This is a genomic window from Streptomyces sp. SM10 (genome assembly GCF_002910915.1).
Taxonomy (GTDB): domain Bacteria; phylum Actinomycetota; class Actinomycetes; order Streptomycetales; family Streptomycetaceae; genus Streptomyces.
On sequence record NZ_NEUF01000174.1, the window covers coordinates 1 to 23,306 of the forward strand.

General features: G+C 66.2%; 10 protein-coding genes, 1 tRNA gene and 3 rRNA genes. 11 read left to right on the forward strand and 3 right to left on the reverse strand.

The window, feature by feature from the left end; genetic code table 11:
* Positions 1 to 307: 307 nt before the first annotated feature.
* The 4 genes from B9S57_RS28665 (at position 308) to B9S57_RS28680 (ending at position 5,797) form a co-directional block, all read left to right on the forward strand.
* Positions 308 to 1,833 (forward strand): 16S ribosomal RNA (locus tag B9S57_RS28665).
* A gap of 303 nt (positions 1,834 to 2,136) precedes the next feature.
* Positions 2,137 to 5,262 (forward strand): 23S ribosomal RNA (locus B9S57_RS28670).
* Between the two features lie 79 nt (positions 5,263 to 5,341).
* Positions 5,342 to 5,458 (forward strand): 5S ribosomal RNA (rrf, locus tag B9S57_RS28675).
* The 16S, 23S and 5S rRNA genes sit together here with 1 tRNA gene alongside, the layout of an rRNA operon.
* Positions 5,459 to 5,724: 266 nt before the next feature.
* A tRNA-Thr gene (locus B9S57_RS28680) sits at positions 5,725 to 5,797 on the forward strand.
* 85 nt (positions 5,798 to 5,882) lie between these two features.
* Here the strand turns inward: B9S57_RS28680 and B9S57_RS28685 are convergent.
* On the reverse strand, positions 5,883 to 6,527 hold the full coding sequence (locus B9S57_RS28685) for a dihydrofolate reductase family protein (RefSeq protein WP_103760093.1): 645 nt from the start codon (positions 6,525 to 6,527) through the stop codon (positions 5,883 to 5,885).
* Positions 6,484 to 7,074: a hypothetical protein gene (locus tag B9S57_RS28690; RefSeq protein WP_258036686.1), complete on the reverse strand. Its 591-nt coding sequence runs from the start codon at positions 7,072 to 7,074 to the stop codon at positions 6,484 to 6,486. Before B9S57_RS28690 ends, B9S57_RS28685 begins: the two co-directional genes overlap by 44 nt.
* A gap of 72 nt (positions 7,075 to 7,146) precedes the next feature.
* On the opposite strand from B9S57_RS28690, the gene B9S57_RS28695 reads away from it, so the two are divergent.
* Positions 7,147 to 7,683, forward strand: a complete 537-nt coding sequence (locus B9S57_RS28695) for a DinB family protein (protein WP_103760100.1) — start codon at positions 7,147 to 7,149, stop codon at positions 7,681 to 7,683.
* A gap of 123 nt (positions 7,684 to 7,806) precedes the next feature.
* On the opposite strand, the gene B9S57_RS28700 is transcribed toward B9S57_RS28695, so the two are convergent.
* The gene (locus B9S57_RS28700) at positions 7,807 to 10,434 is read right to left on the reverse strand and encodes a SpoIIE family protein phosphatase (RefSeq protein WP_103760094.1); all 2,628 of its coding nucleotides are present in this window, start codon (positions 10,432 to 10,434) and stop codon (positions 7,807 to 7,809) included.
* 402 nt (positions 10,435 to 10,836) lie between these two features.
* On the opposite strand from B9S57_RS28700, the gene B9S57_RS28705 reads away from it, so the two are divergent.
* The 6 genes from B9S57_RS28705 to pgsA all read left to right on the forward strand — a co-directional run.
* Positions 10,837 to 16,272, forward strand: a complete 5,436-nt coding sequence (locus B9S57_RS28705; RefSeq protein WP_103760095.1) for a HAMP domain-containing protein — start codon at positions 10,837 to 10,839, stop codon at positions 16,270 to 16,272.
* A 244-nt stretch (positions 16,273 to 16,516) separates the two neighbouring features.
* Entirely contained in the window at positions 16,517 to 17,197 is a 681-nt protein-coding gene (locus B9S57_RS28710) for a two-component system response regulator (protein WP_103760096.1), read from the forward strand.
* Between the two features lie 111 nt (positions 17,198 to 17,308).
* On the forward strand, positions 17,309 to 20,071 hold the full coding sequence (locus B9S57_RS28715) for a DNA translocase FtsK (RefSeq protein ID WP_103760101.1): 2,763 nt from the start codon (positions 17,309 to 17,311) through the stop codon (positions 20,069 to 20,071).
* A gap of 212 nt (positions 20,072 to 20,283) precedes the next feature.
* Complete coding sequence (locus tag B9S57_RS28720) at positions 20,284 to 21,084, forward strand: helix-turn-helix domain-containing protein (RefSeq protein ID WP_103760097.1); 801 nt, start codon at positions 20,284 to 20,286, stop codon at positions 21,082 to 21,084.
* 155 nt (positions 21,085 to 21,239) lie between these two features.
* Positions 21,240 to 22,718, forward strand: coding sequence for a 30S ribosomal protein S12 methylthiotransferase RimO (rimO, locus tag B9S57_RS28725; RefSeq protein ID WP_103760098.1), 1,479 nt, complete (start codon positions 21,240 to 21,242; stop codon positions 22,716 to 22,718).
* Positions 22,715 to 23,306 (forward strand): CDP-diacylglycerol--glycerol-3-phosphate 3-phosphatidyltransferase (gene pgsA, locus B9S57_RS28730; RefSeq protein ID WP_103760099.1); only part of this gene is annotated, 592 nt, incomplete at its 3' end. The genes rimO and pgsA, both read left to right, overlap by 4 nt.

Sequence of the window (23,306 nt, forward strand, 5' to 3'; positions counted from 1 at the left end):
CCGGGAATCGGACACGAAAGAGTCTGATAGAGTCGGAAACGCAAGAACGAAGGGAAGCGCCCGGAGGGGCCCGGTGAAACGGGACCGAAGGAAGCGTCCGTTCCTTGAGAACTCAACAGCGTGCCAAAAGTCAACGCCAGATATGTTGATACCCCGGCCTGCTTCGGCAGGTTGGTGGTTCCTTTGAAAAGTCCTGCCGGCCCTTCACGGTCCGGTAGGCAACAACAGCGAGGACGCTGTGAACGACCGGTCATATTCCGACCTGGTCGTTCCGCTCTCGTGTTGTGATCCCGATTACGGGAAAACATTCACGGAGAGTTTGATCCTGGCTCAGGACGAACGCTGGCGGCGTGCTTAACACATGCAAGTCGAACGATGAAGCCCTTCGGGGTGGATTAGTGGCGAACGGGTGAGTAACACGTGGGCAATCTGCCCTTCACTCTGGGACAAGCCCTGGAAACGGGGTCTAATACCGGATAACACTCTGTCCCTCATGGGGCGGGGTTAAAAGCTCCGGCGGTGAAGGATGAGCCCGCGGCCTATCAGCTTGTTGGTGGGGTAATGGCCTACCAAGGCGACGACGGGTAGCCGGCCTGAGAGGGCGACCGGCCACACTGGGACTGAGACACGGCCCAGACTCCTACGGGAGGCAGCAGTGGGGAATATTGCACAATGGGCGAAAGCCTGATGCAGCGACGCCGCGTGAGGGATGACGGCCTTCGGGTTGTAAACCTCTTTCAGCAGGGAAGAAGCGAAAGTGACGGTACCTGCAGAAGAAGCGCCGGCTAACTACGTGCCAGCAGCCGCGGTAATACGTAGGGCGCAAGCGTTGTCCGGAATTATTGGGCGTAAAGAGCTCGTAGGCGGCTTGTCACGTCGGATGTGAAAGCTCGGGGCTTAACCCCGAGTCTGCATTCGATACGGGCTAGCTAGAGTGTGGTAGGGGAGATCGGAATTCCTGGTGTAGCGGTGAAATGCGCAGATATCAGGAGGAACACCGGTGGCGAAGGCGGATCTCTGGGCCATTACTGACGCTGAGGAGCGAAAGCGTGGGGAGCGAACAGGATTAGATACCCTGGTAGTCCACGCCGTAAACGTTGGGAACTAGGTGTTGGCGACATTCCACGTCGTCGGTGCCGCAGCTAACGCATTAAGTTCCCCGCCTGGGGAGTACGGCCGCAAGGCTAAAACTCAAAGGAATTGACGGGGGCCCGCACAAGCAGCGGAGCATGTGGCTTAATTCGACGCAACGCGAAGAACCTTACCAAGGCTTGACATATACCGGAAAGCATCAGAGATGGTGCCCCCCTTGTGGTCGGTATACAGGTGGTGCATGGCTGTCGTCAGCTCGTGTCGTGAGATGTTGGGTTAAGTCCCGCAACGAGCGCAACCCTTGTTCTGTGTTGCCAGCATGCCCTTCGGGGTGATGGGGACTCACAGGAGACTGCCGGGGTCAACTCGGAGGAAGGTGGGGACGACGTCAAGTCATCATGCCCCTTATGTCTTGGGCTGCACACGTGCTACAATGGCCGGTACAATGAGCTGCGATGCCGCGAGGCGGAGCGAATCTCAAAAAGCCGGTCTCAGTTCGGATTGGGGTCTGCAACTCGACCCCATGAAGTCGGAGTTGCTAGTAATCGCAGATCAGCATTGCTGCGGTGAATACGTTCCCGGGCCTTGTACACACCGCCCGTCACGTCACGAAAGTCGGTAACACCCGAAGCCGGTGGCCCAACCCCTTGTGGGAGGGAGCTGTCGAAGGTGGGACTGGCGATTGGGACGAAGTCGTAACAAGGTAGCCGTACCGGAAGGTGCGGCTGGATCACCTCCTTTCTAAGGAGCATCTAGATTCTCTTCGGGGAATCCAGAGGCCATTTCGTCGGCAAATGTTCGACGGTGGTTGCTCATGGGTGGAACGTTGACTATTCGGCACGACAGGTTGTTTTTGCGAGTACTGCTTCGGCGTGGAAAGTGAGAATGGATCGGTCGGGTCGGGCACGCTGTTGGGTATCTGAAGGTACGGGCTCGTTTGAGTCTGTCCCTTTGGTTGCCGGCCCCAGTGAACTCGCCTGTAAGGGTGGGGTGATGGGTGGCTGGTCGTTGTTTGAGAACTGCACAGTGGACGCGAGCATCTGTGGCCAAGTTTTTAAGGGCGCACGGTGGATGCCTTGGCACCAGGAACCGATGAAGGACGTGGGAGGCCACGATAGTCCCCGGGGAGCTGTCAACCAAGCTTTGATCCGGGGGTTTCCGAATGGGGAAACCCGGCAGTCGTCATGGGCTGTCACCCGCTGCTGAACACATAGGCAGTGTGGAGGGAACGCGGGGAAGTGAAACATCTCAGTACCCGCAGGAAGAGAAAACAACCGTGATTCCGGGAGTAGTGGCGAGCGAAACTGGATGAGGCCAAACCGTATGCGTGTGATACCCGGCAGGGGTTGCGCATGCGGGGTTGTGGGAGTTCTCTTGATCAATCTGCCGATTGGTCGGCAAGTCAGAAACCGTTGGTGTAGGCGAAGGACATGCGAAAGGTCCGGCGTAGAGGGTAAGACCCCCGTAGCTGAAACATCAACGGCTTGCTTGAGAACCACCCAAGTAGCACGGGGCCCGAGAAATCCCGTGTGAATCTGGCGGGACCACCCGCTAAGCCTAAATATTCCCTGGTGACCGATAGCGGATAGTACCGTGAGGGAATGGTGAAAAGTACCGCGGGAGCGGAGTGAAATAGTACCTGAAACCGTGTGCCTACAAGCCGTGGGAGCGTCGCTGTATGTGCTTGCACATGCAGTCGTGACTGCGTGCCTTTTGAAGAATGAGCCTGCGAGTTAGCGGTGTGTAGCGAGGTTAACCCGTGTGGGGAAGCCGTAGCGAAAGCGAGTCCGAATAGGGCGATTGAGTTGCACGCTCTAGACCCGAAGCGGAGTGATCTAGCCATGGGCAGGTTGAAGCGGAGGTAAGACTTCGTGGAGGACCGAACCCACCAGGGTTGAAAACCTGGGGGATGACCTGTGGTTAGGGGTGAAAGGCCAATCAAACTCCGTGATAGCTGGTTCTCCCCGAAATGCATTTAGGTGCAGCGTCGTGTGTTTCTTGCCGGAGGTAGAGCACTGGATAGGCGATGGGCCCTACCGGGTTACTGACCTTAGCCAAACTCCGAATGCCGGTAAGTGAGAGCACGGCAGTGAGACTGTGGGGGATAAGCTCCATGGTCGAGAGGGAAACAGCCCAGAGCATCGACTAAGGCCCCTAAGCGTACGCTAAGTGGGAAAGGATGTGGAGTCGCAGAGACAACCAGGAGGTTGGCTTAGAAGCAGCCACCCTTGAAAGAGTGCGTAATAGCTCACTGGTCAAGTGATTCCGCGCCGACAATGTAGCGGGGCTCAAGCGTACCGCCGAAGTCGTGTCATTCATACACATATCCTCAACGGGAGTATGGATGGGTAGGGGAGCGTCGTGTGCCGGGTGAAGCAGCCGCGGAAGCGAGTTGTGGACGGTTCACGAGTGAGAATGCAGGCATGAGTAGCGATACACACGTGAGAAACGTGTGCGCCGATTGACTAAGGGTTCCTGGGTCAAGCTGATCTGCCCAGGGTAAGTCGGGACCTAAGGCGAGGCCGACAGGCGTAGTCGATGGACAACCGGTTGATATTCCGGTACCCGCTTTGAAACGCCCAATACTGAATCAGGCGATGCTAAGTCCGTGAAGCCGGCCCGATCTCTTCGGAGTTGAGGGTAGTGGTGGAGCCGACGAACCAGACTTGTACTAGGTAAGCGATGGGGTGACGCAGGAAGGTAGTCCAACCCGGGCGATGGTTGTTCCCGGGGTAAGGGTGTAGGCCGTGTGGTAGGTAAATCCGTCACACATTAAGGCTGAGACCTGATGCCGAGCCGATTGTGGTGAAGTGGATGATCCTATGCTGTCGAGAAAAGCCTCTAGCGAGTTTCATGGCGGCCCGTACCCTAAACCGACTCAGGTAGTCAGGTAGAGAATACCGAGGCGTTCGGGTGAACTATGGTTAAGGAACTCGGCAAAATGCCCCCGTAACTTCGGGAGAAGGGGGGCCATCACTGGTGATCCGATTTACTCGGTGAGCTGGGGGTGGCCGCAGAGACCAGCGAGAAGCGACTGTTTACTAAAAACACAGGTCCGTGCGAAGCCGTAAGGCGATGTATACGGACTGACGCCTGCCCGGTGCTGGAACGTTAAGGGGACCGGTTAGTGCACTTTCGGGTGTGCGAAGCTGAGAACTTAAGCGCCAGTAAACGGCGGTGGTAACTATAACCATCCTAAGGTAGCGAAATTCCTTGTCGGGTAAGTTCCGACCTGCACGAATGGCGTAACGACTTCTCGACTGTCTCAACCATAGGCCCGGTGAAATTGCACTACGAGTAAAGATGCTCGTTTCGCGCAGCAGGACGGAAAGACCCCGGGACCTTTACTATAGTTTGATATTGGTGTTCGGTTCGGCTTGTGTAGGATAGGTGGGAGACTTTGAAGCGGCCACGCCAGTGGTTGTGGAGTCGTCGTTGAAATACCACTCTGGTCGTGCTGGATGTCTAACCTGGGTCCGTGATCCGGATCAGGGACAGTGTCTGATGGGTAGTTTAACTGGGGCGGTTGCCTCCTAAAGAGTAACGGAGGCGCCCAAAGGTTCCCTCAGCCTGGTTGGCAATCAGGTGTTGAGTGTAAGTGCACAAGGGAGCTTGACTGTGAGACCGACGGGTCGAGCAGGGACGAAAGTCGGGACTAGTGATCCGGCAGTGGCTTGTGGAAGCGCTGTCGCTCAACGGATAAAAGGTACCCCGGGGATAACAGGCTGATCTTCCCCAAGAGTCCATATCGACGGGATGGTTTGGCACCTCGATGTCGGCTCGTCGCATCCTGGGGCTGGAGTCGGTCCCAAGGGTTGGGCTGTTCGCCCATTAAAGCGGTACGCGAGCTGGGTTTAGAACGTCGTGAGACAGTTCGGTCCCTATCCGCTGTGCGCGTAGGAATATTGAGAAGGGCTGTCCCTAGTACGAGAGGACCGGGACGGACGAACCTCTGGTGTGCCAGTTGTCCTGCCAAGGGCATGGCTGGTTGGCTACGTTCGGAAAGGATAACCGCTGAAAGCATCTAAGCGGGAAGCCTGCTTCGAGATGAGTATTCCCACCACCTTGAGTGGTTAAGGCTCCCAGTAGACGACTGGGTTGATAGGCCAGATGTGGAAGCCCGGTAACGGGTGGAGCTGACTGGTACTAATAGGCCGAGGGCTTGTCCTCAGTTGCTCGCGTCCACTGTGTTAGTTCTGAAATAACGAACGGCCGTGTTGTGTTCCGGTGTTGGTTAATTTCATAGTGTTTCGGTGGTCATTGCGTTAGGGAAACGCCCGGTTACATTCCGAACCCGGAAGCTAAGCCTTTCAGCGCCGATGGTACTGCAGGGGGGACCCTGTGGGAGAGTAGGACGCCGCCGAACAATTATTCCGGGAAAGCCCCGTGCCCTTGTGGCACGGGGCTTTTCTGCGTTCGGGGCACAGCCAGGTGGGCGGCGGCCGGCGCGCGCGGTGTGCCCGACCAGCGAGAGCCCAGGGGACCGGAGCAGGCCGCGAGACGTATCGAGGGACGCCTGGAAGTGCCGGAGCACCGAAGGCCCTGACCGGCGGTTCACCGAAGCCTCGGACAGGTGGTTCTGAGCACCCCCCGGTTCGGGGTATGCTTTACCTCGTTGCCGCAAGGCAGCAGGCCCCAATAGCTCAGTCGGTAGAGCGTCTCCATGGTAAGGAGAAGGTCTGCGGTTCGATTCCGCATTGGGGCTCCGGAAGAGAAAGGCCCCCGCCATCGGCGGGGGCCTTTCTCGTACGCGGAACCGACGGAGACCCATGGGCTGGTGAGCCCTCGGGTCACTTTCGCCAGAACAGGTGGTGTGTCACCCCGCTCGGGCTGGGCACGACGTCCAGGTGGAATTGGTCGAGCAGTTCGTCGGGCGACTCCCAGAGCCGCAGTCCGGACCCGAGCTTCACCGGCGAGACCGCCACGTGCAGGGTGTCCACGAGGCCGGCGTCGAGGAACTGCCGGACGGTGGTGACCCCACCGCCGAGCCTGACGTCCTTACCCGCTGCCGCTTCCTTCGCCCGCCCGAGGACGGCAGCCGGATCACCGCCGACGAAGTGGAACGTGGTGTCGGAGAGCGTGAACGAAGGACGCTCGTGGTGCGTCATGACGAACACCGGAGTGCGGAACGGCGGCTCGTCGCCCCACCAGCCGCGCCACTCATGGTCGGGCCAGGGCCCGCGCTGAGGCCCGAACTTGTTGCGGCCCATGATCTCGGCGCCGATATGGCGCGCGTAGTCCCGCGTGAAGTAGTCGTCCAGGCCGCGGCTTCCCCCGGTCTCGGTGCGCATGGGCCAGCTCGCCGTGGCGCCGGCCCAGCCGAAGAGCCTCTCGGGATCGACATGGCCGAACGGTCTCTCGAAGGTCTGGTCCTCGCCCGCTCCGATGCCCTCACTCGAGACGTTCAGATTCTGGACCCGCAGTAGCTGTGTCATGTGTTCCACCTGCCTGTTCGACGACGCTGATACGACTCTCCGAGTCCCACGAACTCATCGCTGTGTCCGACACACGTGGTGCGACGGGCGGCATGAGCGCTTCCACGTCGTCCGTCGTGGTGCCGTCCGGTCTCCGTCCGAAGGAGGCTGCGAGGACCGCGGGCAGGTCGTCTTCGGGGACCTCCGTGCGTACCTGCCGCAGCACGTCGTGGAACTCGTCGTCGCTGATGACGCCCAGGTACTCCTGACGCAGCCCGTGGACGACCTCCACGAGTGCCGGTCGCAGCCGCATCCAGGCGCGGGACGTGCGGATCTCCGCCTCGACCTGCTCCATGAACCAACGGATCACCGAGTACGGGATGTCCAGGTGCTCCCCGGTGCGGTCGAAGCAGACCGTCGGTTCCCGTGCCGGATCCTCGTCGGGGACGATCGCCAGGACAAGGGCCCGTCGAGTGGCCACGAGGTCTAGTTCCAGATACCAGGCGTCGTCGGGCACCGAGTACATCGTCGTGATCGAGTGGTCACCGGTGGGATGAAGGAGGGCCACGGCGGCATGCTGTCACGGTCCGAGAGGGCTGTCCTGCTTGATTCTTCCTGCCACGGCCTGCACCGTGGGCGCATGACATGGACAGCGCCGCCTGTCGAGCGGACGGTGCATCTCGGCAGTCTGGGAACCGTGCCCGAGCGCCAGATGCTGGAGGGCTGGCTGGCGTGGCACCGGGAGACGCTGCTGGCCAAGTGCGCCGGGCTGGAGCCGGAGCAGTTGGCGATGACGACCGTGGAGCCGTCCACGCTCACCCTTCTCGGGCTCGTCCGTCACATGGCGGAGATCGAGCGCTGGTGGTTCCGTCGCAGCTTCGCGGGAGAGGTGGCCATCGGCGACGTCTTCACAGGGCCGGAGGACGGGAACGAAGGGCTGGACGGCGTCGATCCCGCGCATGCGGCCCAGGCCTTCGAACGGTTCCGTGCCGAGGTCCGGTTGTGTGACGCGGCAGCCACCGGACGCGATCTCGACGAGACGTTCCTGTCGTCCGGGGGCGTCCCTCTCAGCCTGCGGTGGGTTCACGTCGCGGTGATCCAGGAGTACGCCCGCCACAACGGTCACGCGGACCTGCTGAGGGAGCGGACCGACGGGGCGACGGGGGACTGCGGCTGACCGAGGGACCGTTGCCGCATCCGGCGTCGAGGGAGTGGGGCGCACCGAACCGGCTGCAGGACGTCCAGCGGGGCGGGCCCCCTCGGGGGGAGCCCGCCCCGTACGAGGCGTCCTGTGCGGCGGCTAGAAGGTGTGCGGCTCCGGGACACGCATGGCCAGGATGGCCATGTCGTCGGAGGCGGGCTCCGCAGCGAAGCGCTCCACCGCCCGCAGGATGCGCCCCGCCACCGCTCCCGCGGTCAGGCCGGTGCACATGGCGAGGACATCGGCCAGGCCGTCGTCGCCCAGCATCCGGGCTCCCTCGCGGCGTTCGGTGACTCCGTCGGTCACGCACAGGAGAACGTCCCCGGGCTCCAGGGTGACCTCCTGCTCGTACAGCTCGAGGTCCTCGATGACGCCCAGCAGAGGCTGCGGTTCCGCTGCCGCCTCCACCGAACCGTCCTGGCGCAGACGGAGGGGGAGGGGATGTCCGGCACAGACCACCTTCAGGAGTGCGCTCCCGTCCTCCTGAGGCCACAACTCCCCGTAGAGCAGGGTGAGGAAGCGGCTGCGGGCGCCTTCGTCCAGGATGGCCGCGTTGAGCCGCTCCAGCACCGCGGGACCGCCGAACCCCTCGCGGGCCAGCAGGCGCAGGGCGTGCCGGGCGAGCCCGGTGACGGCAGCCGCCTCCGGGCCCGTACCGCAGACGTCGCCGATGGCGAAGCCGTAGGCACCGTCGCGGATGGGGAAGACGTCGTAGAAGTCGCCGCCGACCTCGTTGCCCTCGCCCGCCGCACGGTAGATGACCTCGATCTCGACGTTCGGTACGTCGGGCAGGCCGGGCGGGAGCAGGCTGCGCTGGAGCGACTGGCTGATGGCCATGCGCTCCGAGTACAGGCGGGCGTTGTCGAGGGCGAGGGCGGCCCGTCGCGACAGGTCCTCGGCCAGCTCCAGGATCTCCTGGCGGAAGTGCTCGTCGGACGGCTTCCCGAGCGTGAGCATGCCGATGACGCGGTTCCTCGCCACCAGCGGAAGGACCACGGTCTCCCCGCCCACGGCGACCGCCGTGGCCAGGGTCGTGCGCGCGGCCGCACCCATGCTGAGCGGCGCGTCCCTGCCCAGAGTGCGCTTGGAGGTGCGCAGGGCGGCCTGGTGGCCGGCTTCCGTGGGAGCCGGCCAGAGGCGTGCTCCGGGGGCCGGGACGGGGTCGGGCGGGTCGATGGAGGAGAGCAGGGCCTTCAGGCCGTCGATGCGCTCCTCGTCCTCGTGCAGGACGTAGGAGAGGTACGGCTCCGAGGACTGGTCCGCGATGGTGTAGACGGCGCACCAGGTGGCCAGCGTGGGCACGGTCATCTGTGCCATCAACGCCAGTGTCTGATCCCTGTCAAGGGTGCCGGCGAGCAGGTCGGACGCTTCGACGAGGAAGGACAGCGAACCCCGGCGGAGGCGTTCCAGCTCGCCGAGCCTGGCCGACTCGACGGCCAGCGCGATGCGGTCGGCGGCGAACTGCAGGCGCAGGGCCTCCTCGTTTGAGTACCGCCCCGCCGCCTCGGCCGCGACACCCAGCGAGCCGGTCAGGCGGCCCTCGACCTTGAGGGGGACGGTGACGACCGAGCGCATCCCGGTGTCGCCGAGCAGCGGTACGGCGCCCGGTACGACGGTGAGGTCCTCGTGGACGGCGGGCATGCGGGCCGAGCCGTAGCGCCCCGTACCGGCCTCGACAGGGACCCGGGCGAAGCGCTGGCGGGCCGAGGGGAGACCGGTCGTGGCCCGGACCTCCAGCTCGGTCTCGTCGTCGGTGGCCAGGAGCAGGAAGGCGGCGTCGGCGTCCAGCATGTCGCGGGCACGCTCCACCGTGCGCTGCAGGAGTCCGTCGAGGTCGTCGGGTGCGGGGGAGCCGATGAAGATCTCGAACGGGTCCGTGCTGCGGTTCTCGGTCGTGGAGTCGGAGACCGGGGCGCGTACCGGCGTCTGGAGCACGGCGCGCTCGTAGTCGCGCACGAGGAGACAGACGGTGGAGGGCTCGCCGTCGGCGTCGCGGACTCTGAGGTGCGAGGCGTACACCGGGATGACCCGGCCGTCGGCGCCCCGGATGCCGTAGCTGCCCTCCCACCGGGAGAGCCGCAGCGCGTCAGCGATGCCGGTGTTGGTGCCCGGCGTGTGCGGCCATGCCACGAAGTCGGTCAGCTGCTTGCCGGCGACCTGCTCCGCGGCGTAGCCGAAGAGGTAGGAGGCGTCCTCGTTCCACGAGGCGATGGAGCCGGAGCCGTCGGTCTGGACGACGGCCACCCGCACACGCTGTTCCGCGACGGGCAGGAGAGCGGTGGGCAGGACGGGGCTCGCCGAGCGGATGCCCACCGGGCGTTCGGGAAGGTCGAGCTGGAACCAGACGTGCTTGTGCGTCGGGGTGTACTCGACTCCCCAGCGGGAGGCGAGCGCCGCGCAGAGCAGCAGCCCACGGCCGCCCTCCCTGTCCGGGCTGCCGAAATCGAGGCCGGAGCTCTGGAGCGGGACCTCCCGCTCCGGGTAGTGGTCCGCCACCTCGACGCGTACGCCGTCCTCGGTGCGCAGACACAGCACGTCCGCGGCCGTCCCGGCGTGCACGACGGCGTTGGTCACGAGTTCACTGGTAAGAACGACGGCGTCGTCAACGACGTCCGTGTAACCCCACCCCTGAAGGGTGTCACGGACGAACGCGCGGGCGGTCGCGACCGAGCGTCCGACCGGATCGAAGGTGGCAGCCGCGCGCGCGGTGATCACAGCACTCCCCATATGGTGTCTCGTCGCTTCCCCGAGTCCTGTGCCCGTATATCGCCGCTTCGATTCGCCTGCCAGGCTAGACGCTCGCCAGGTGTCCCGGGTACACGAGGGCAGACTTGGGTACGCAGGGCATCCAGTGGTTGTGCGCCGGGCGCACAACTATGGGGCCCCCGGTGAGGGAAATGGGACGACCACGAGACCTTCCTCGCCCTCCCGTCCCGGCCTGGTACGTTTCAACGATTTGACGACCGCATGGTCACCCGTCGACGGTGTGCTGTGGCGGTGAGCCAAAGTGGAAGTGGGCAAGCTTCCGATAACGGCCCGAGCGATACGGTCAACCCCTGCGGGAGGGACACGGTGGAGTCTGGCGTGGCGGCGCGGGGTTCAGGAACGCGCACAAAAGGCGGGCAGTCCGTGAAAAAGCAGCGCAATGGGACCATCGACGTGGACGCGGCGGCTCTGAACAGACTGCTCGCTGCCCTCGTGGCGATGCGTGACGGCAACTTCCGCAGGCGGCTCACCGTCTCCGGCGACGGCGTCCTCACGGAGATCGCCGCGGTCTTCAACGAGGTGGCCGACCGCAATCTGCACCTGACGGGCGAGCTCGCCCGTGTGCGGCGCGTGGTGGGGCGCGAGGGGAAACTCACGGAGCGGCTGGAGACCGGCGCCTGCGAGGGCTCCTGGGCGGCCGCCATCGATGCCTCCAACGAGCTCGTCGACGACCTGGCGCGACCGGTGTCCGAAGTCGGACGGGTGCTCTCCGCGGTCGCCGACGGTGATCTCGAGCAGCGGATGGAACTGCGTACCCACGCGGCGGACGAGACCGTACGCCCGCTGCGCGGGGAGTTCCTGAAGGTCGCCCGCACGGTCAACAACCTCGTCGACCAGCTGTCCGCGTTCACCGAGCAGGTGACGCGCGTCGCGGTCGAGGTGGGCACCGAGGGCAAACTGGGCGGTCAGGCCCAGGTGCGTGGCATGTCCGGGTCCTGGAAGGACCTCACGGACTCCGTGAACACGATGGCCTACCGGCTGACCGCGCAGGTGCGTGACATCGCGCTGGTGACGACGGCCGTGGCCAAGGGTGATCTGTCGCGGAAGGTCACCGTCCATGTGGCCGGTGAGATGCTCCAGCTCAAGAACACCGTCAACACGATGGTGGACCAGCTGTCGTCGTTCTCCTCCGAGGTGACCCGGGTGGCCCGCGAGGTGGGCACCGAGGGCGAGCTGGGCGGGCAGGCGACCGTGCCGGGGGTGGCCGGCGTCTGGAAGGACCTGACCGACTCCGTCAACACGATGGCCGGGAACCTCACGTCCCAGGTACGCGGCATCGCCGAGGTGACGACGGCCGTCGCCAACGGCGACCTGTCGCAGAAGGTCACGGTGAGCGCCCGCGGTGAGGTCGCCCAGCTCGCCGAGACGATCAACCAGATGACCGAGACGCTGCGTACCTTCGCCGACGAGGTGACGCGCGTGGCGAGCGAGGTCGGTGGCGAGGGTCTGCTCGGCGGTCAGGCCCAGGTGCCCGGCGCGGCCGGCACCTGGAAGGACCTCACCGACTCGGTGAACACGGTCTTCCGGAACCTGACGACGCAGGTGCGCGACATCGCGCAGGTGACCACCGCGGTGGCCAGCGGTGACATGACGCAGAAGGTCACGGTCGACGTGGCCGGCGAGATGCTGGAGCTGAAGAACACCGTCAACACGATGGTGGACCAGCTCCAGGCATTCGGTTCGGAAGTGACCCGGGTGGCCCGGGAGGTCGGCGTCGAGGGGCGTCTCGGAGGCCAGGCCGAGGTACCGGGGGCGGCGGGGACCTGGAAGGACCTCACCGACTCGGTGAACACCGCCTTCCGTAACCTCACCGGACAGGTGCGCGACATCGCCCAGGTGACGACGGCCGTCGCCAACGGTGACCTGTCGCAGAAGGTCACGGTCGACGTGGCCGGCGAGATGCTGGAGCTGAAGAACACCGTCAACACGATGGTGGCGCAGCTGTCCAACTTCGCCGACCAGGTGACGCGGATGGCCCGCGACGTGGGCACGGAGGGCCGCCTGGGCGGCCAGGCGCGCGTCGACGGTGTCTCCGGCACGTGGAAGGAGCTCACCGACTCCGTCAACTTCATGGCGGGGAACCTGACCTCCCAGGTGCGCCAGATCGCGCAGGTGACCACGGCGGTGGCGCGTGGTGACCTGTCGCAGAAGATCGATGTGGACGCCCGGGGCGAGATCCTCGAGCTGAAGAACACCATCAACACGATGGTCGACCAGCTCTCCGCCTTCGCCGACCAGGTGACCCGGGTGGCCCGCGAGGTGGGCACGGACGGCCGTCTCGGGGGCCAGGCGCAGGTGCCCGGTGTGGCAGGCGTGTGGCGTGACCTGACGGACTCGGTGAACGGCATGGCCGGGAACCTCACCGCCCAGGTGCGCAACATCGCGCAGGTCGCGACGGCGGTGGCGCGTGGTGACCTGTCGCAGAAGATCGATGTGGACGCCCGGGGCGAGATCCTCGAGCTGAAGAACACCCTCAACACCATGGTCGACCAGCTCTCGAACTTCGCGGAGCAGGTGACGCGGGTCGCCCGGGAGGTGGGCACGGAGGGCATCCTCGGCGGGCAGGCGGAGGTGCAGGGCGTCTCCGGCACGTGGAAGGACCTCACCCAGTCCGTCAACGGCATGGCGAACAACCTGACCCTCCAGGTGCGCAACATCGCCGAGGTGACCACCGCGGTCGCCAAGGGCGACCTCTCCAAGAAGATCACCGTCGACGCCAAGGGCGAGATCCTCGAACTGGTGACGACGGTCAACACGATGGTCGACCAGCTGATGAACTTCGGCGACGAGGTGACCCGGGTGGCCCGTGAGGTGGGCACCGAGGGCATCCTCGGCGGCCAGGCCCGGGTGCGCGGTGCCACGGGCATCTGGAAGGACCTCAGCGAGAACGTCAACCTGATGGCCAACAACCTGACCAGTCAGGTGCGGAACATCTCCCGGGTCTCCTCGGCGGTCGCCAACGGCGATCTGACGAAGAAGGTCACCGTCGAGGCGCGCGGCGAGGTCGCCGAACTGGCCGACACCGTCAACACGATGGTGACGACCCTGTCCTCGTTCGCCGACGAGGTGACCCGGGTGGCGCGTGAGGTGGGCACCGAGGGGGCGCTGGGCGGTCAGGCACGTGTCCCGGGCGTCTCGGGCACCTGGAAGGACCTCACCGAGTCGGTGAACTCGATGGCGTCCAACCTGACCGGACAGGTCCGGCAGATCGCCGCGGTCACCACGGCCATCGCCAAGGGCGATCTCACCAAGAAGATCGACATCGACGCGCGCGGCGAGATCCTGGAGCTGAAGAACACCATCAACACGATGGTCGACCAGCTCTCCTCGTTCGCCGAACAGGTGACCCGGGTGGCCCGCGAGGTGGGCACCGAGGGGCAGCTGGGCGGCCAGGCGCGTGTCCGGGACGTCGACGGCACGTGGCGCGACCTCACCGAGTCGGTGAACGAGATGGCGGGGAACCTGACCCGTCAGGTGCGTGCCATCGCGGCCGTCGCCACCGCGGTGACCCGCGGCGACCTGAACCTCAAGATCGATGTCGACGCGGCCGGCGAGATCCAGGTGCTGCAGGACAACATCAACACGATGATCGCCAACCTGCGCGACACCACGCTGGCGAACAAGGAACAGGACTGGCTCAAGGGCAACCTCGCCCGGATCTCCGGTCTGATGCAGGGCCGCCGCGATCTGGACGACGTCGCCTCGCTGATCATGAGCGAGCTGACGCCGGTCGTCTCCGCCCAGCACGGTGCCTTCTTCCTGGCCATGAGTACCGGTGAGGGGGAGGGGGTGGGATCCGACAGTGCCGACGAGAACCTGTACGAGCTGCGCATGCGGGGCAGTTACGGCTACTCGGCGGGCTCCATGCCGACCTCGTTCCGGCCCGGTGAGACGCTCATCGGTACGGCGGCCGAGGAGAAGCGGACCATCCAGGTGGACAACGTGCCCCCGGGGTATCTGAAGATCTCCTCCGGTCTCGGCGAGGCGCCGCCCGCGCACGTGATCGTGCTGCCGGTCCTCTTCGAGGGCCAGGTGCTCGGTGTCATCGAACTGGCCTCGTTCCAGCCGTTCACACACATCCAGCGGGACTTCCTCAACCAGCTCGCCGAGATGATCGCCACGAGCGTCAACACGATCAGTGTCAACACGAAGACCGAGAAGCTCCTCGAGCAGTCCCAGGAGCTCACCGAGCAGCTGCGTGACCGTTCGCAGGAGCTCGAGAACCGGCAGAAGGCGCTGCAGGCGTCCAACGCCGAACTGGAGGAGAAGGCCGAGCTGCTGGCTCAGCAGAACCGCGACATCGAAGTGAAGAACACGGAGATCGAGGAGGCGCGCCAGGTCCTGGAGGAGCGCGCCGAACAGCTCGCCGTCTCGATGCGCTACAAGTCCGAGTTCCTGGCCAACATGTCGCACGAGCTGCGCACACCGCTCAACTCGCTGCTCATCCTGGCCAAGCTGCTCGCGGACAACGCCGAGGGCAATCTCTCGCCCAAGCAGGTGGAGTTCGCCGAGACGATCCACGGGGCGGGCTCCGACCTGCTCCAGCTGATCAACGACATCCTCGACCTGTCCAAGGTCGAGGCGGGCAAGATGGACGTCAGCCCGACCCGGATCGCCCTGGTGCAGCTGGTCGACTACGTGGAGGCGACGTTCCGGCCGCTCACCGCGGAGAAGGGGCTCGACTTCTCCGTACGGGTCTCTCCCGAGCTGCCCGCCACCCTGCACACGGACGAGCAGCGCCTGCTGCAGGTCCTGCGCAACCTCCTCTCCAACGCGGTCAAGTTCACCGACGGCGGCGCCGTGGAACTGGTGATCCGGCCGGCCGGCGCCGATGTGCCGAACTCGATCCGGGAGCACCTGCTGGAGGCCGGTTCGCTGCGTGACGCCGACGGCGACCTGATCGCCTTCTCGGTCACCGACACCGGGATCGGGATCGCGTCCAGCAAGATGCTGGTGATCTTCGAGGCGTTCAAGCAGGCGGACGGCACGACCAGTCGCAAGTACGGAGGGACGGGCCTCGGGCTCTCCATCAGCCGGGAGATCGCCCGTCTGCTGGGCGGCGAGATCCACGCGGCGAGCGAACCGGGACGTGGCTCGACCTTCACGCTGTACCTGCCCCTGCACCCGAGCGAACTGCCGCCGCAGGGCTATCCGCAGATGGGGCCTGGCCCCGTCGAGGTCCGGGGCGGTTCCGGCGACGGCACCCTGCGCCTGGAGACGTCACAGGGCAACGGGGCCGAACAGCCCCTGGGCGATCCCGCCAACTCCGCAGGCGTGTTCAGGCGCCGTCGCAAGGCCCTCGGGGGAGCGGCGCAGCGCCCCGCCCTGGCGAACGGCAGTTCCGGTGAGGCGACGGGCGCGGTACCCGAGGAGTGGGTGAAGAGCGCGCAGGAGGATTCGGAGCCCCGCAGGACCTTCCGGTTCCACGGGGAGAAGGTGCTGATCGTCGACGACGACATCCGCAACGTCTTCGCCCTCACCAGCGTCCTGGAGCAGCACGGACTGTCGGTCCTGTACGCGGAGAACGGGCGGGAGGGCATCGAAGTCCTGGAGCAGCACGACGATGTGACGATCGTACTGATGGACATCATGATGCCCGAGATGGACGGCTACGCGACGACGACGGCGATCCGGCGTATGCCGCAGTTCGCCGGTATGCCGATCGTCGCGCTGACCGCCAAGGCGATGAAGGGCGACCGCGAGAAGGCGATCGACTGCGGCGCCTCCGACTACGTGACCAAGCCGGTCGATTCCGATCATCTGCTGTCGGTGATGGAGACCTGGATGCGCGGAGAGTGACCGTGACAGAAAGGGATTGCGGGAATCCGCCGACCGGCTGTGCCCAGGAGGGTGTGAGTCGGCGGATTCCGGGGAACCTTCTGGTCTTCGACCGCGTTTTCGCTATGTGCACAGTGACATCGCGGTGACAGGGTGTGGTGACGGGCGGGGTGCGGCTACCATGACCGGCACAAGGACGGACGGCGTAAGGGAGTCGTCCCCTGGGGCGGCACCCGGTGCGATTCCGGGGCGAGGAGGACGGGCCATGGTGCAGAAGGCCAAGATCCTCCTGGTCGATGACCGGCCGGAGAATCTGCTGGCGCTGGAGGCCATCCTCTCTGCGCTCGATCAGACACTGGTCCGGGCATCGTCAGGGGAGGAAGCGCTCAAGGCGCTGCTCACGGACGATTTCGCGGTCATTCTGCTGGACGTGCAGATGCCCGGTATGGATGGATTCGAGACGGCTGCGCACATCAAGCGGCGGGAGCGGACCCGGGACATCCCGATCATCTTCCTGACCGCGATCAACCACGGACCGCATCACACCTTCCGGGGTTATGCGGCGGGCGCGGTGGACTACATCTCGAAGCCCTTCGACCCCTGGGTGCTGCGCGCCAAGGTGTCGGTCTTCGTCGAGCTCTACATGAAGAACTGTCAGCTACGCGAACAGGCGGCGCTGTTGCGGCTCCAGCTCGAAGGCGGCGCCCAGCCGGGCGTCGACGAGAAGGAGCCTGCCGGTCTGCTCGCCGAGCTCTCGGCGAGGCTCGCCGCGGTCGAGGAACAGGCCGAGGCGCTCTCCAAGCAGCTGGACGACGAATCGGCGGACGCGGGAGCCGTGGCCACCGCCGCTCATCTCGAGCGCAAGCTCACCGGGCTGCGCCGTGCGCTCGACGCGCTGGAGCCCGGTGCGGGCGGCTCGGCGGCCACTCTGCCCACGCGGAGCTGACCCGTATCGGGCTGAGGGGTCGTCAGTTCTGCGTGTGCGCACGGACGACACGGACGGGTGAAGCCGTAGGCACACGTGTCCACCGACGTCGGCACCGGTAACCTCAGTCACATGGCCTCACGTACGTCCGGCAAGGGTTCCCTGGGCACGGCGGGCACCGCGAAGCGCGCCGGCCGTACCCAGGGACCGGCGAAGAAAGCGGCGCCCGCCAAGAAGGCTGCGGCGAAGAAGACCGCACCCGCCAGGAAGGCACCCGCCAAGAAGGCGCCGGCGAAAAAGCCCGCGCCGTCCCCCACGGGGGGCGTGTACCGGCTCGTCCGTGCGCTGTGGCTGGGTACCGCGCACGGCGTCGGGGCGGTGTTCCGCTCCATAGGGCGCGGAGCGAAGGGACTCGACCCGGCGCACCGCAAGGACGGGCTCGCCCTGCTGCTCCTCGGCCTCGCACTGGTCGTGGCGGCGGGCACCTGGTCGCATCTGCGGGGGCCCGTCGGCGATCTCGTCGAGATGCTCGTGACCGGGGCGTTCGGCCGGCTCGATCTCCTGGTCCCGATACTGCTGGGCGCCGTCGCGGTGCGGTTGATCCTCTATCCGGAGAAGCCCGAGGCCAACGGCCGTATCGTCATCGGACTCTCCGCCCTCGTCATCGGCGTGCTCGGCCAGGTCCACATCGCCTGCGGGGCGCCGGGACGCGACGAGGGCACCGACGCCATGCAGGACGCGGGCGGACTGATCGGCTGGGCGGCCTCCCAGCCTCTCGTCTTCACGATGGGCGAGGTCCTCGCCGTACCGCTGCTCCTGCTGCTGACGGTCTTCGGACTCCTGGTCGTCACCGCCACCCCGGTCAACGCCATCCCCCGGCGGCTGCGGCAGCTCGGTGTCAGGCTCGGCATCGTCGATCCGGTGCACCTGCCGGGCGAGGAGGACGGGAGCGACGACGAGCGGTACGACGAGCAGTGGCGTGACGCCCTGCCCGAGCGCTCCCGTCGGTCCTCGGGACGCCGCCCTGAGGACGGCGCCCACGACCCGGACCAGGCCGAGAACGCGGCCCTGGCCAAACGGCGCCGGCCGCGCAGGCCGTCCGCCCAGCCCGCGATGAACCGCACCATGGACGCGGTGGACGTCGCGGCCGCCGCTGCCGCCGCGCTCGACGGGGCGGTGCTCAACGGCATGCCCCCTTCCCCGGTCGTCGCGGATCTGACCCAGGGCGTCTCCGCCGACCGGGAGCGGACCGGCACCCCGGTCCCCGGTGCCAGGTCGGCCGAGAAGCCCTCGTCCGGCGACGGGGCCGGCGCCGGCAAGGGAACCTCGTCCACCGGAGGCGTCCCCGACCTGACGAAGCCCGCCCCCGAGCGGCCGCTGCCACTGCCCGCCCGGGCCGAACAGCTCCAGCTCTCCGGCGACATCACCTACTCGCTGCCCTCGCTGGACCTGCTCGAGCGCGGTGGCCCCGGCAAGACGCGCAGCGCCGCCAACGACGCGGTCGTCGCGTCACTGACCAACGTCTTCACCGAGTTCAAGGTCGACGCCGCCGTCACCGGCTTCACACGCGGTCCGACGGTCACCCGCTACGAGGTCGAGCTCGGCCCGGCGGTCAAGGTCGAGCGGATCACCGCCCTCACCAAGAACATCGCCTACGCCGTGGCCAGCCCCGACGTCAGGATCATCTCCCCGATCCCCGGCAAGTCCGCCGTCGGCATCGAGATCCCCAACTCCGACCGGGAAATGGTCAACCTCGGGGACGTCCTGCGCCTGGCGGACGCGGCGGAGGACGACCACCCCATGCTGGTCGCGCTCGGAAAGAACGTCGAGGGCGGCTACGAGATGGCCAACCTGGCGAACATGCCGCACGTCCTGGTCGCGGGTGCGACCGGCTCCGGCAAGTCCTCCTGCATCAACTGTCTGATCACCTCGGTCATGGTGCGGGCGACACCCGAGGACGTACGGATGGTGCTCGTCGACCCGAAGCGGGTCGAGCTCACGGCCTACGAGGGCATTCCGCACCTCATCACGCCCATCATCACCAACCCGAAGAAGGCCGCCGAGGCGCTCCAGTGGGTCGTCCGGGAGATGGACCTCCGCTACGACGACCTCGCAGCCTACGGCTTCCGGCACATCGACGACTTCAACCACGCGGTGCGCACGGGCAAGGCGAAGGCTCCCGAAGGCAGTGAGCGGGAGCTCTCCCCCTATCCGTACCTGCTGGTCATCGTCGACGAGCTGGCGGACCTCATGATGGTCGCCCCGCGCGACGTCGAGGACTCCATCGTCCGCATCACCCAGCTGGCGCGTGCCGCCGGTATCCACCTGGTGCTCGCCACGCAGCGGCCCTCGGTCGATGTCGTGACCGGCCTGATCAAGGCCAACGTGCCCTCCCGGCTCGCCTTCGCGACCTCGTCGCTCGCCGACAGCCGGGTCATCCTCGACCAGCCGGGCGCCGAGAAGCTCATCGGGAAGGGTGACGGTCTGTTCCTGCCGATGGGAGCGAACAAGCCGACCCGTATGCAGGGGGCCTTCGTCACCGAGGCCGAGGTCGCGGCCGTCGTCCAGCACTGCAAGGATCAGATGGCGCCGGTCTTCCGCGAGGACGTGGTGGTCGGCACCAAGCAGAAGAAGGAGATCGACGAGGACATCGGCGACGACCTCGATCTGCTCTGTCAGGCGGCCGAACTGGTCGTGTCCACCCAGTTCGGGTCGACATCGATGCTCCAGCGCAAGCTGAGGGTCGGCTTCGCGAAGGCCGGTCGGCTGATGGACCTCATGGAGTCGCGCAACATCGTGGGTCCCAGCGAGGGTTCCAAGGCGCGCGATGTCATGGTGAAGCCGGACGAACTCGACGGTGTGTTGGCCGTCATTCGCGGGGAAACCGCTTCGTAAGAGTTTTGCGGGCAACCGTTTCGCCCGGCCGTACGTCAAGTTGAAGGGAGGAACAGCGGATGATCCGTTGTGCTCTCCGCCCTCCGTCCTGCCCGAGGGGCTGCCCGGTGAACCCGATGGCGTACAAAGTCGTCGCTCCCGGTTGCCCCACCCTTTCGTACCACCCCTAGACTGAACATCCAGCAGGTGGCTCACGCTCGAAAGGCGCCCCCGTGTCCATCGGCAACTCCCCCGAAGACGACCGGCCTTCGATCGGTCGCGCGCTTCAGCAGGCTCGTATCGCCGCAGGTCTGACGGTCGAGGAAGTCAGCAGCTCCACCCGGGTGCGCATCCCCATCGTGCACGCGATCGAGGAGGACGACTTCTCCCGCTGCGGCGGCGACGTGTACGCACGCGGTCACATCCGCATGCTCGCCCTCGCCGTCCGGCTCGACCCCGATCCGCTGATCGCGGAGTTCGACGCCGAGCACGGCGGCCGGCCCGCGCCCACCCCCGCGGCCCCGCTGTTCGAGGCGGAGCGCATCCGCTCCGAACCCCGTCGGCCCAACTGGACCGCCGCCATGGTCGCCGCGATCGTCGCAGTCGTCGGCTTCGTCGGCTTCACTCTCTTCAACGGCGACGAGGAGGGATCGGGCGCGGCGCCGGTCGCCGAAGGCTCGACCCCCGACAAGACCACTCCCAAGCCCACCGCCACCAAGCCCGCCGACCCCAAGCCCGCCCCGTCCGAGAGCGCCATCGCCGCGGCCCCCCGCGACAAGGTGACGGTCAGGCTCAGCGCCACCGAGGGCAAGAGCTGGATCTCCGCCAAGGACCACAACGGGCGACTGCTCTTCGACGGTCTGCTGGAGCAGGGTGACTCCAAGACCTTCCAGGACAAGGAGCGGGTCGACCTGGTGCTCGGGGACGCCGGAGCGATCGACCTCTTCGTGAACGGCAAGAAAGTCGACGACCAGTTCGAGTCGGGTCAGGTCGAACGGCTTTCGTACACCAAGGGTGACCCCGAGGTCGGCTGACCTCCCCGCCCGTGTTCTTCCGACGGTGGGTATCCGGCAGACGCCGGGTGCCCACCGTCGTGCTTTCCCGCGGATTCACCGACTGTTCGGTCACTCCCCGTAGCATTGAACCCTGCACGGCAGGGGGAGTGCCGGGACAAAGTAGTCTTGAGTCCATGCCCGAACGCCGTACCGTCGCCCTTGTCACTCTTGGCTGCGCCCGTAACGAGGTGGACTCGGAGGAGCTCGCAGGCCGCTTGGCAGCGGACGGCTGGGAGCTCGTCGAGAACGCCACCGACGCGGACGTCGCCGTCGTCAACACCTGTGGGTTCGTCGAAGCCGCCAAGAAGGACTCCGTCGACGCCCTGCTCGAAGCGAACGATCTGAAGGACCACGGCAGAACCCAGGCCGTCGTGGCCGTCGGCTGCATGGCCGAGCGCTACGGCAAGGATCTTGCCGAGGCGCTGCCGGAAGCCGACGGAGTCCTCGGATTCGACGACTACGCCGACATCTCCGACCGTCTCCAGACCATCCTCAACGGCGGCATCCACGCCTCCCACACCCCGCGCGACCGGCGCAAGCTGCTGCCGATCAGCCCGGCCGAGCGGCAGGACGCCGCCGTCGCGCTCCCCGGGCACGCCCAGGAGATCGCGCCCGCCCCCGCCGATCTGCCGGAGGGTGTCGCACCCGTCTCGGGGCCGCGGGCCCCGCTGCGCCGCCGGCTGGGCACCAGCCCGGTCGCCTCCGTGAAGCTCGCCTCGGGCTGTGACCGGCGCTGCTCGTTCTGCGCCATCCCGTCGTTCCGCGGTTCGTTCATCTCGCGGCGCCCCTCCGACGTCCTCCAGGAGACCCGCTGGCTCGCCGAGCAGGGTGTCAAGGAGGTCATGCTGGTCTCCGAGAACAACACCTCGTACGGCAAGGACCTCGGCGACATCAGGCTCCTGGAGACCCTGCTGCCCGAGCTCGCCGACGTCGACGGGATCGAGCGGATCCGCGTCAGCTACCTGCAGCCGGCGGAGATGCGGCCGGGACTGATCGACGTGCTCACCTCGACGCCCAAGGTCGCCCCGTACTTCGACCTCTCCTTCCAGCACTCCGCCCCCGGGGTCCTGCGTGCGATGCGGAGGTTCGGGGACACGGACCGCTTCCTCGAACTGCTGGACACCATCCGCGGCAAGGCTCCGCAGGCCGGTGCGCGCTCCAACTTCATCGTGGGCTTCCCCGGTGAGACCGAGGCCGACCTCGCCGAGCTGGAACGCTTCCTCACCGGTGCGCGCCTCGACGCCATCGGGATCTTCGGCTACTCCGACGAGGAGGGCACCGAGGCCGTCGGTTACGAGAACAAGCTGGACGCCGACGTCATCGCGGAGCGCCTCGCGCACATCTCGCAGCTGGCCGAGGAGCTCACCTCGCAGCGTGCCGAAGAGCGGGTCGGCGAGACCCTCCAGGTCCTCGTCGAGTCCGTGGACTCCGACGAGGACGGGCCCGTGGCGGTGGGTCGGGCCGCCCACCAGGCGCCCGAAACGGACGGCCAGGTCGTCTTCACCGCACGCGAAGGGCTCGTGCCGGGCCGTATGGTCGAAGCCAAGGCAGTGGGCACCGAGGGAGTGGACCTCGTGGCCGAACACCACGAGCTTGCGGAGGCAGCCAGATGACGGGAGCCCCGGCATCCGCGGCAGGCGGCTCCGGCGCGACGCCGGCGCCCCGCGGCGGCAAGCTGGGCGCGGCGGCCGTCAACCAGGCCGGCCTGTGGAACATCGCGAACATCCTCACGATGGCTCGACTGCTGCTGGTCCCGGGCTTCGTCATGCTGCTCCTGCACGACGGCGGGTACGACCCGGTGTGGCGGTCGTTCGCGTGGGCGGCCTTCGCCGTCGCGATGATCACCGACGTCTTCGACGGTCACCTGGCACGTACGTACAACCTGGTCACCGACTTCGGGAAGATCGCGGACCCGATCGCGGACAAGGCGATCATGGGTGCCGCACTGATCTGCCTGTCCTGGCTCGGGGACCTGCCGTGGTGGATCACGGGTGTGATCCTCTTCCGGGAGCTCGGCATCACGCTGATGCGCTTCTGGGTCATCCGGCACTCGGTGATCCCGGCCAGCCGCGGCGGGAAGGTGAAGACCCTGGCCCAGGGCATCGCCGTCGGCATGTACGTCCTGGCGCTGACAGGGCCCCTGGCGACACTGCGCTTCTGGGTGATGATGGCCGCGGTCGTGTTGACGGTCGTCACGGGCC